This is a genomic window from Kitasatospora sp. NPDC004669 (assembly GCF_040609455.1).
In the GTDB taxonomy this organism is placed as follows: domain Bacteria; phylum Actinomycetota; class Actinomycetes; order Streptomycetales; family Streptomycetaceae; genus Kitasatospora.
In genome coordinates, this window is record NZ_JBEXKB010000139.1 from 1 (window position 1) to 10249 (window position 10249).

Below are 10249 nucleotides of genomic sequence, written 5' to 3' on the forward strand. Positions count from 1 at the left end.
TTGGCGGCCGCGATGTTCTCGGGCTTCTGCCCGCCGTCGGGCGCGAAGGTCATGACCTCCTCGCACACCTCCCGGGTGAGCGTCGTGAGCCGGTCGCGGATCTGGTCGAGGCCCGTGAGCTGTTCGACGCCGGGGTGGTTCCCGGCAGGCCGTAGGTCGGCGTAGTCGGCGATGAGCTGTGCAGCCGCCGCCCGGGAGGCCTCCACGCGCAGCTGCTGCGCGGCGAGTTCGGCCTGTTGGCGGGCCATCAGGAGCTCCATCCCGACCTCGGGGGAGACCGCTCGCAGTTCCCCCTCGCGGTCTGCGGACGGCCGTAGCAGGGCCAGTTCGCTGAGCGTGTCCAGGGCCGTCCTGATCTGCTGTTCGGGCAGGTCGAGCCGCTCGCCGAGAGCGGAGACGCCCTCCTGCGGATGGGCGAGCATCGCCCGGTAGACCGCCTCCGAGACGCTGTCCAGCCCCAGTGCCGCGAGCATGCCCACCCCCGTGATGAACCCGTGTTCGATACGCACGCGATCATTTCACAGCTGGGAGAGCCCGGCCGCAGAGCTTTGTGGACGGTTCAGGCCGGGGACTGAACCGTCCATGGTCATCCCCTATACGGAGATTGCCCGCTTCGGCACGCTCGTTCCATGTACCTCGTTCACGCCGCCTTGCGGCCCGTTTCGCCTGGCCGCTCGCTGCCCCTCGATGCCCGCGAGCTCCTGCTGGCCGCCGTCCGGCCCGAGGACCGGGTCGAACACCTCGTCGTCCACCCGGACGCGGTCCCGGACCCGGTGCTTGGTGTCTACCTCGTCGCCGACTCCCTCGCCGAGGCGGAAGGCCGGACCGCCGCGTTCTGCCGGCGTGTCCTGGCGGCCGTACCCCAGCTCACGGGCTGGAAGGCGGCAGGGGCCGCCGCACCGCTTGTCGTGCCGTTCTACGAGCGCCTGCTGTCCACCCCCGGTCGGTCCTGGCCGGAATGGTCCTGACCGGAGTAGTCCTGGCCGGAACGGTCCAGGGACGCTTCCGTCCATCCGATAACCCTTCCACCCGCCCTGACCAGCGACGAAGCTAGTGATCGCCGGAAGGGAACACCGCCCGGACGGCAACCGGAGAAAGCGTCACCGCGGGACGCCCACACCGGATTCCCACACTCCGTCGTATCCGAAAGGGGACACCATCATGTTCCGCACTGTCATCGCCAAGGCCGCCGCGGTCGCCGCCCTCGCCCTCGCCGCCCTGCTCCCCGCCGTCGCCGCCCAGGCCGCCCCCGCCCAGCCGGCCACCACCGCTCAGGCCGCCACCACTGTCCAGGCCCAGCCCGACAACATGATCTGGGGCTGACCTCCCGCCAGGGCCACCGCATTCCGTCGACCGGTTGCTCCTGCAGGGCAACCGTCCGGGTCCGCACCAGAGGGCGCGAAGCAACGCGCCTGTCCTCGTTCTTCTTCGCGGCCGTAGCCGCCGCCCCACTTCCGCCGCAGTGACGGGCGGACTGTCATCCAATCAAGCTTGTAATGCACATGACCATAGAAGGGTCTACCGCCATGTCCCGTCGCGCCGTCGCCCGCAGCCTCTCCATCGCCCTGGCCGCCGCCTCCGCCTCCGCCGTCCTGACCGTCCTGCCCGCCCACGCCGACACCCTCGTTGCGTCCTGGGCACGGGCCAGCGCGACCGGCACGATCGGCAACGGCGCCGCTCCCGGCGGCACGGTGACCCGCAGCCAGGCCGTCGCTCGGGCCACGGACTGGGTCAACAAGGCCGTCCCGTACAGCCCCAACGGCCTGAACAGCCCCTACGGCTGGTGGGCCGACACCGAGACCGGCGGCCGCTACCGCCAGGACTGCTCCGGCCTGGTCTCGATGGCCTGGCAGCTGCCGGACAGCCTGACCACCAGCTCGCTGCCCGACGTCTCCACCCACATCAGCATTGACGCCCTGCAGCCCGGCGACGCCCTCAACAACATCAGCACCCACACCGTGCTGTTCACCGGCTGGACGGACAGCTCCCACTCCACTGCCAGCATCATCGAGGAGTACAGCCGCTCCGGTCCGACCCGCGCCCGCACCATGAGCCGATCCGAGATCTCCAGCCGCGGCTTCCAGGCCTACCGCTACAACCAGATCACCGACGACGCCCCGGCTCCCGCCCCGGCCCCGGCCAGCACCACCAAGGGCCAGTTCTTCCACGGGACGCGCAACGCCGACGGCACCTGGACCGGCCTCGGCGCGCTGGGCGGCGTCGGCTCGGCCCCGCAGTTCAACGGCTACAGCGAGTCCATCGCCGCAGCCCCGGACGGCTCCTCGCAGGTCGTCGGCGTCGGCCTGGACGGCAACGTCTACCACACCATCCGCTACAGCAACGGCACTTGGCAGCCGTGGGGCGCGCTGACCGACGGCAGCGGCCACCAGATGGCCGCCAGCCAGGTCTCCATCGCGGTCGGCCCGGACAACAACGCCCAGGTCCTCGCGGTCGGCGCCGACAACACCCTCTACCACGAGATCCGCCACCCCGACGGCACCTGGACCGGCTTCCAGCCACTCACCCTCGCGGACAGCTCCCCGATGAAGGCCGGCCACGTGTCGATCACGGTCGGCCAGGACGGTTCCGCCCAGGTCCTCGCGATCGGCGGCGACGGCATCGCATACCACACCGTCCGCGCGGCCAACGGCACCTGGAGCGGCTTCCAGCCGGTCACCTCGACCACCGGCACCCCGATGCAGGCCCTCGACGTCTCCATCGCCGCCAACCGCGACGGCTCCGCCCAGGTCCTCCTGATCGGCGGCGACGGCAAGGTCTACCACGAGATCCGCCGCGCCGACGGCACCTGGACCGGCCTCGCCCCCATCGACGGCGTCGGCACCCCCGACATGTCCGCCAGCAACGCCTCGATCACCATCACCCCCGACGGCTCCGCCCAGATCCTGGCCATCGGCAACGACGGCAACGTCTACCACCGCGCCCGCTACGCCGACGGCACCTGGACCCCCTTCACCGCGATCGCCGGAGCCTACGGCGCCTCCACCTTCAACGCCCAGCGCGTCGGCATCGCCGGGATGCCCGACGGCTCGGCCCAGATCCTGGTCACCGGCGGCCGCTGACCCCACACCTGCCACACCCACCCAGAGCCCCCGGCACCCGCCGGGGGCTCCGCCCTGACCGGAAACACGCTACGGGTCCCGCCCGCCGCCCCGCCCGGCCCACGGCACCCGACCCGGCCGCTTCCAACAGGGCAGCCCTCCCGGTCAGCACCGGCCCCGACCCGTCCAGAACCGGTCCAGCCGAGCCGCCACCACCCACGCAGCGCGCCTTCCAGCACCACTTCCCAGGAGCCCACCATGCCCGCACGCTCCCTCCCGGCCCCCGTTCTCCGCCGGATATCCACCACCGCCATGCTGGTGGCACTCTCCGCACCACTGCTCGCCCCGACCGAGGCCTCGGCCGCCTCGGTCACCACCTGGGACAAGGTCGCGGCATGCGAGAGCACCGGCAACTGGAGCATTAACACGAACAACGGCTACTACGGCGGCCTCCAGATCAGCCTCTACAACTGGCGCTACTATGGCGGTCTCAACTACGCCCCCCGCCCGGACCTGGCCACCAAGCAGCAGCAGATCCTCATCGCCGAGAAGCTCCTCGCCGACCAGGGCGCCCGCGCCTGGTCATGCGCACCAGGCACCGGCCTCGCCACCGACCACACCAACCCGTACCCCGCTCCCACCCCGGCCCCGGCCTCGCCCAACCACGTATACGACAACATCCGCTTCGCGAACGGCACGTGGCAGGGCGCGCAGCTCGCGGACGGCGGCGCCGACGTGTCGCAGGTCGCCACCGCGTCGCTGCCCAACGGCGACACGCACGTCGTCACCCTCGTCGGCGGCTCTGTGTACGACAACATCCGCTACGCGGGCGGCACCTGGCAGGGCGCGCAGGTCGCCGACGGCGGCGGCAAGGTCGACCAGATCGCGGTGGTCGGCATGCCCAACGGCGACATGCACCTGGTGACCCGCTCCGGCGGCCTCGTCTTCGACAACGTCCGCTTCGCGAACGGGACGTGGCAGGGCGCGCAGCTCGCGGACGGCGGCGGCTCGGTCGGCGCCATCGCGGTCGCCGCGCTGCCCAACGGCGACATGCACCTGGAGACCCTGAACGACGGCGTCGTGTACGACAACATCCGCTACGCGGGCGGCACCTGGCAGGGCGCCCAGGTCGCCGACGGCGGCGGGCACGTCACCTCGATGGCGGCAGTCGGCATGCCCAACGGCGACATGCACCTGGAGACCCTGAACGGCGGCGTCGTGTACGACAACATCCGCTACGCGGGCGGCACCTGGCAGGGCGCCCAGGTCGCCGACGGCGGCGGCCACACTGACGCCATCTCCACCGCGGCGCTGCCCAACGGCGACATGCACCTGGTGACCCTGGCCAGCGGCAACGTCTTCGACAACGTCCGCTACGCGGGCGGCACCTGGCAGGGCGCCCAGGTCGCCGACAACAGCGGCTCGGTCAACGGGATCTCCGCCACGGGCATGCCCAACGGCGACATGCACCTGGAGACCCTCGCCAAGTAACGGGTCGCGACTGGTCTTCTCCCACACCAACGCAGATCGCCTCACGCTCGGGCACTGACCTGCATTACCTGCTCCGACTGGCGACGCCAGTCGGAGCCACTTGCCTAATAAGCTCGCATGCCGCCTTTATGTGGCGGGGTTATGGGCCGCTTGGGGTCAGTCGATTGCCGCGTCCAGCTCGGCAACATTCCTAGCTGGCGCTGGCAGGGGCACCCCGACGTCGAGGCGGCCGATCACCTGGCGGGCCGCTTCGGCGAGTTCGGGCGGGCCTTCGACGGTGAAACGGCAGTTGAAGGTGACGAGGAAACCGATGAGCGCCGACCAGGACCACGCCCCCATCCGGATCCGGGTGATCCGCTCGTCGATCGCTTCGAAGCTCGCCGCGCCCGGAGCCCACTTCGCCACCAGCGTCGCGGGGCACTCCATCAGGACGGTGCCCCAGCACGGCCAAGTGTCCGCGGTGTCCCCCCGGTCGGGCTGGCTCTGGACGAAGCGGGTGATGTCCGCCTCCGGCACTTCCCGAGGACCGAACCGCCAGGCGGTGGAGGTCAGTTGCCCGATGCGGTCGAGCCGATAGGTGTGCCAGGAGTTCCTGCGCTGGTCGTACGCCACCAGATACCAGCGCCCGGACCAGACGACGAGCCGATGGGGTTCGGCCAGGACCTTGTCGTCCTCCACAGGGTCGCGGTCGATGGACCGGTAGGCGAACCGCACCAGCTCGCGCTGCTGCGCGGCGGCGCTCAGCTGCGCCAGCAGCGCGGGATCGACCTGGGGCGGGGCCAGCTCCCAGGCGTTCTCTATCTGCTCGATCGAGAAGGTCGCCAGCCTGCGGGCCAGGTGGGGAGGCAGGAGCTCCTTGATGGAGTTCAGCGCCCGCTTCGTGGCGTCCCCCATACCGGTCACCGAGGCCGGAGCCGTCTGCAGGGCCAGCGCGATGGCGATGGCCTGCTCGTCGTCGACTATCAGCGGGGGCAGCCGCGCTCCGCGGGACAGCCGGTAGAAGCCGGAGGGGCCCTTGCGCGCCGTGACGGGATAGCCCAGTTCGCGCAGTCGGCTGATGTCGCGCCGGACCGTCCGCGGGGACACCCCCAGCCGCTCGGCCAGACCGTCGCCGGTCCACTCCTTCTGGGCCTGAAGCAGGCTGAGCAGCTCCAGCGTTCGGTTGGCGATCACGGATTGCCCTCCGAATTGGTGTCAGTAGAGGTCAGAATACGTCCTCTTCTTCTGGCAGGGTGCCATGGGCTCGGAGGCGGGACGCCTCCCCGACACCCCCAGTACCTCGCCCTCGGCGACCGAACCGGGTGCACCCCCATCGAACAGAACGGAGGAACGCTGTGTCCGAGAATCCGGCTCGGCCCTCACCCACCAACCGGGACGCCTGGTTGGGTCTGGTCGCCATTTCCCTCGGTGTCTCGCTGGTGGTCGTGGACTTCACCATCGTCAATGTGGTGATGCCGCCGATCATCGACGACCTGGAGATCTCGGCCTTCGGCGCTCAGTGGATCCAGGAGTCCTACGCGATCATCCTGGCCGCCCTGCTGCTGGTGATGGGCCGCTTCTCGGACATCCTGGGAGCGCGCAGGCTGTTCATGGCCGGGACCGTGGTCTTCGGGCTGGCCAGCATCGCCGCGGCGGTGTCGCCCACCGGGGAACTGCTGATCGCCAGCCGGTTCGCGCAGGGTGCCGGTGGCGCGATCATCATGCCGACGTCGCTGGCGCTGCTCAATCTGACCTTCCGGGGTCCGGACCGCGGCAAGGCGTTCGCCATCTGGGGATCGACGATCGGGGCGGCCGCCGCGGTCGGACCGCTGCTGGGCGGCTGGCTCTCCGACTACACCTGGCGGTGGGCCTTCGGCATCAACATCGCGGTCGTCGCGCTGATCCTCGTCGGCGTCATGAAGTTCCTCCAGCCCTCCCCCCGCCAGCCGGGACGGTTCGACGCCGTCGGCGTGGTGCTGTCGGTGCCGGGCCTCGGACTTCTCGCGTTCGCGCTGATCGAGGGACGCAACTACGGGTGGTGGGAACCGCGCAAAGACTTCGGTCCCTTCGAGGACGGCACGAGCCTGTCGGTCATCCCGGTCGCCCTGGTCGTCGCGGTGGTGTGTCTCGCCCTCTTCCTGTTCCTCCAGGTGCGGCTCACCCGGGGCAACGGCACGGCGCCGCTGATGGACACCTCGCTGTTCGGCATCAAGTCCTTCAGCACGGGCAACATCGCGACACTCATCATCGCCCTGGCCGAGTTCGGCATGCTCGCCGTGCTGCCGCTGTGGCTCCAGTACACCCTGGACTACTCCCCGGTCCAGACCGGGCTGCTGGTCTTCGTCGTCGCGGTCGGCAGCTTCTTCGCGAGCGGCGCGAGCTTCGGCATGGCCGAGAAGACCGGGCCGGTCGGCCTGGTCCGGATCGGCCTGGTCCTGGAGGCCGCCGGCCTGCTGATGTTCGGCCTGCTGGCCGGCAGCGACTCCCAGTGGTGGGTCATCGCCATCGCCCTGTTCCTGTACGGCACGGGGGTCGGCTTCGCCACCGCCCAGGTCACCAACGTGGTCCTGGCGGACGTGCCGCCGCGGCAGGCCGGCCAGGGCTCCGGAATCCAGAGCGCCGCGCGCCAGCTCGGCTCCGCACTCGGTATCGCGGTCCTGACCTCGACGTTCTTGACGGCACTGGCCTCCGACCTGTCGGACCGGCTCGTCACGCAGGGAACGCCCGAGGCCGGCGCCGACCAGCTGTCCTCGGCGGTCTCCGACAGCGCCGGCGCGATGATCTCCGGGCTGGGCGACAACCCGCAGACGGCGTCCGCCGCCGACGCCGCCCGCGAAGCCATGTCCCACGCGATCCAGATCAACGGCTACACCTGTGCCGCGCTGCTCGCCCTCGGCATGCTGGCGACCTTCCTCATCCCCTGGCCCAAGCAGGGCGCCCAGCAGTGGGGAGAGGGCAACGCCGCCGACGCAGCACCGGACGCCGAGATCAACGCCGGTCGGACCCGTGCCTAGATGATTGATGCCAAGGGCTCGCTGGCGCGCATGACATGAAGCGAGGGAGTCCAGAGATCGGTTGTGACGCCTGACCTGGACTCCCTCGCCACCGCGCTTTACGTGAAGACCGACGACCTGCTGAAGGAATCGCCGCATCTGGCTCCGTGGCGGCCCGAGATCGGCATCGAGCCCAAGCTCGGCGATGCCGAGCTGGTCACTCTCGCGGTGATGCAGGCCCTGCTCGGCTACGTCTCCGAGCGCCGCTGGATCCGCTACGCGAGTTCCCATCTGCGGCATCTCTTCCCGTACCTGCCGGGTCAGTCGGGCTACAACCGGCGCCCGCGCAAGGCGACGGACCTGATCGCCCGCGTCAACCGGCTGCTGGCCGTTGACACCCGCCTGTGGACGACGACGTGTGGGTGGTCGACTCCACGCCGATCGAGTGCGGGCGCTCCCGGGAGACGGTCAAGCGCTCCGACCTGGCCGGATGGGCCGAGTACGGCTACTGCGCCAGCCACTCGCGGTTCTTCCGGGGCTTGGGGCTGCACCTGGTGTGCACCCTGCACGGCCTGCCCGTCGCGTTCGCGCTGACCGGCGCCAAGGCCGACGAGCGCACCGCCCTGCTGGACATCCTGGACACCGAGGCCCACCTGGTGGCCGCCCGGCCCGGGCAGACCCTGATCGGGGACAAGAACTACTTCGGCGCCGCGTTCGAGCGTGAGCTCGCCGAACCGGAGATCCGGCTCCTGCGTCCGGCCCGCAAGGGCGAAGCCGAGCGGGCCGGATCACAGCTGTTCAAGCCGTTGCGGCAGATCATCGAGTCGGTCAACGACACCTTCAAGGGCCAGCTCGACCTCGAACGACACCAAGGCCACACGCCGAGAGGTGTCATGGCCCGCGTCCTCCAGCGGATCCTCGCGCTGACCGCCACGATCTGGCACAACGACCGCACCAGACAACCCGTCATGCGCTCCCTGACCGCATATGACCACCGAACCCCTTGGCATCAGTCATCTAGGACCGGGCGCGCAGAGCGGCGACCGTTGCGCCGCTGCTGCTTCTGGCGATGATCGGTGCCTCCTACCGGCGGCGCTGACCCCCGCGGATGCGCGGCGAGCAGCAGCCGCACCGGCTGGTAGGCCACTCTGCGGCTCCCAGCCCCTACAGCTCCGCCCGCCCGCCCCGGGTGCTGAGCGGGTGCCAGATGGACGCGGACGGGCTGCGCTGGATGAGGCCTTCGATGCGGGTGGCGCTCGCCGGGACGGCGGCGAGCATGTCGGTGACGGCTGGGTTTTCCTCGGCGGCCAGTCGCAGGTCCGCCACCGCCGAGCGAGCCCCGGCGGCCGCCGTGCCCACCAGGACCACCAGGGCCGGGGGACGGAGCGCCAGCGCTGCTCCCATGCCCGCCCCGCCCCGTCCAGGCCCGGCTGCTCCCACAGCTGGGTGCAGGCCGCCGGCTGCGCCGTGGTCTGTTCGGCGCCGGCGTGCGGGGCGTTCGACGAAGGCCCACACGCCAGCGTCGCTCGCCTTCGGCGCCCCGTCTACGTTTGACCGTGCGCCTGTCGGCGCTCGGCAAGCGGTGCCCCGTGCCAGCGCCAGTCCATTCGGCGGGGGCGATCGGGCGTCTCGATGCGCCCGGTGGCCCACAGAAGTGTTGACCAGGCGCTGCCGATGACGGGGACGTCGGGGAACAGTCGTGCGAGTGCCCGTTCGCACAGGTCCTGCGGCGGCTCCCAGGGACGGTCCGGGCGTTGGACGACGTCGTGGGTGTGGACCAGGGCCTCCACGACACCCATCGCGGCGAAGCCTTCGGGGTCGGAGGCCCCGAATACGTGCGGGGCCAGGGCCGTCGCGTCGGCGATGTCCACGGCGGCCGCGAGCAGCCCACCGCACGCCTGCACGACGGTCAGCAGCCCCAGGGGTCCTGCCTCTTGGTCAGCGAAGATCACGTTGGCCGGGCCACCCGGTCGGTCACCGGAGACGCGCAGCGGGACGCGTGGTACGGCGATGGGCCGGGCGAGCCCGAACCGCAGGGCGTAGGTGAGCAGATCGTCCGCGATGTGCTCGACGGTCTCCCAGCGCGTCCACTCCAGGTTGCCGGCCCGTTCGTGCCACAGCGCGGTCGGAACGCTTTCGAGGACGTCCACGCAGCAGGCGACGGCCTGACGTATGTGATCCCCGCTCACCAGCGGGTTCTTTTCTGCGGACTGTGCCATGCCGGGAGCCTACAAGGCCGCGGTGAGCGGCCCGTCGTGGCCACCACCATGCCGCTGCCGCGCTGGTCCGGCCATGACGGCATCCGTAGCCTCCACCACGGCGCGGGCCTCGCCCGCGGCTGGACCGAGCGCGACGTCGATGCTGGACGGCTGGGTGGCCCTGGTCAGTGGCGCATCCGGTTCCGGCCCGGGGCCACGGTGATGCGCCGCGACATCCACGCCGACAGGGTGTGGTCCGCCCAGCCCCACCGGACGATCTCCGACACCGGCACCCTGCTCGAACTCGGCTACTGGCCGGGCATCAACGCCCTCGCCCCGACCACCTGGACCACCGCGCTGCGCACTGGCGACGACACCTGAAGGGTGTCTTTACTGTCGTACGGTGGCTGAGCAGCGGCTTTGCAAGCGGTCGCGTCACGGGCATGATCGCGGTTCGTGGGTCTGCGACTGCTGTACTTGATCTTGTGCCGGGTGTTGGACCGGCTGACACTACTGGGGTGCTCGTCAG

9 protein-coding genes and 2 pseudogenes are annotated in these 10249 nt (G+C 70.6%); 7 read left to right on the plus strand and 4 right to left on the minus strand.

Going from position 1 to position 10249, the window contains the following annotated elements; genetic code table 11:
* Positions 1-473 (minus strand): annotated as a pseudogene (locus ABZW30_RS45250) (helix-turn-helix transcriptional regulator); the annotation flags it as partial.
* Between the two features lie 156 nt (positions 474-629).
* On the opposite strand from ABZW30_RS45250, the gene ABZW30_RS45255 reads away from it, so the two are divergent.
* The 4 genes from ABZW30_RS45255 to ABZW30_RS45270 all read left to right on the plus strand — a co-directional run bounded on the left by ABZW30_RS45255 (position 630) and on the right by ABZW30_RS45270 (position 4550).
* The gene (locus tag ABZW30_RS45255) at positions 630-968 is read left to right on the plus strand and encodes a hypothetical protein (protein ID WP_355677179.1); all 339 of its coding nucleotides are present in this window, start codon (positions 630-632) and stop codon (positions 966-968) included.
* 193 nt (positions 969-1161) lie between these two features.
* Complete coding sequence (locus tag ABZW30_RS45260; RefSeq protein ID WP_355677180.1) at positions 1162-1323, plus strand: hypothetical protein; 162 nt, start codon at positions 1162-1164, stop codon at positions 1321-1323.
* Positions 1324-1526: 203 nt separating this feature from the next.
* Positions 1527-3080: a hypothetical protein gene (locus tag ABZW30_RS45265; RefSeq protein WP_355677181.1), complete on the plus strand. Its 1554-nt coding sequence runs from the start codon at positions 1527-1529 to the stop codon at positions 3078-3080.
* 237 nt (positions 3081-3317) lie between these two features.
* The gene (locus ABZW30_RS45270; protein WP_355677182.1) at positions 3318-4550 is read left to right on the plus strand and encodes a transglycosylase family protein; all 1233 of its coding nucleotides are present in this window, start codon (positions 3318-3320) and stop codon (positions 4548-4550) included.
* A 156-nt stretch (positions 4551-4706) separates the two neighbouring features.
* On the opposite strand, the gene ABZW30_RS45275 is transcribed toward ABZW30_RS45270, so the two are convergent.
* Entirely contained in the window at positions 4707-5723 is a 1017-nt protein-coding gene (locus ABZW30_RS45275) for a WYL domain-containing protein (RefSeq protein ID WP_355677183.1), read from the minus strand.
* Between the two features lie 161 nt (positions 5724-5884).
* Between ABZW30_RS45275 and ABZW30_RS45280 the strand changes: the two genes are divergently transcribed.
* Positions 5885-7543 (plus strand): MFS transporter, encoded by a 1659-nt coding sequence (locus tag ABZW30_RS45280; RefSeq protein WP_355677184.1) that lies wholly within the window; start codon positions 5885-5887, stop codon positions 7541-7543.
* 63 nt (positions 7544-7606) lie between these two features.
* A pseudogene (locus ABZW30_RS45285) lies at positions 7607-8517 on the plus strand (IS982 family transposase); the annotation flags it as partial.
* Positions 8518-8686: 169 nt separating this feature from the next.
* On the opposite strand, the gene ABZW30_RS45290 reads toward ABZW30_RS45285, so the two are convergent.
* Positions 8687-8926, minus strand: a complete 240-nt coding sequence (locus tag ABZW30_RS45290; RefSeq protein ID WP_355677185.1) for a hypothetical protein — start codon at positions 8924-8926, stop codon at positions 8687-8689.
* Between the two features lie 140 nt (positions 8927-9066).
* Positions 9067-9741 carry a hypothetical protein gene (locus ABZW30_RS45295; protein ID WP_355677186.1) on the minus strand — a complete coding sequence of 225 codons (675 nt, stop codon included), beginning with the start codon at positions 9739-9741 and terminating at the stop codon, positions 9067-9069.
* A gap of 36 nt (positions 9742-9777) precedes the next feature.
* Between ABZW30_RS45295 and ABZW30_RS45300 the strand changes: the two genes are divergently transcribed.
* Positions 9778-10101, plus strand: a complete 324-nt coding sequence (locus tag ABZW30_RS45300; RefSeq protein WP_355677187.1) for a hypothetical protein — start codon at positions 9778-9780, stop codon at positions 10099-10101.
* Positions 10102-10249 lie beyond the last annotated feature (148 nt).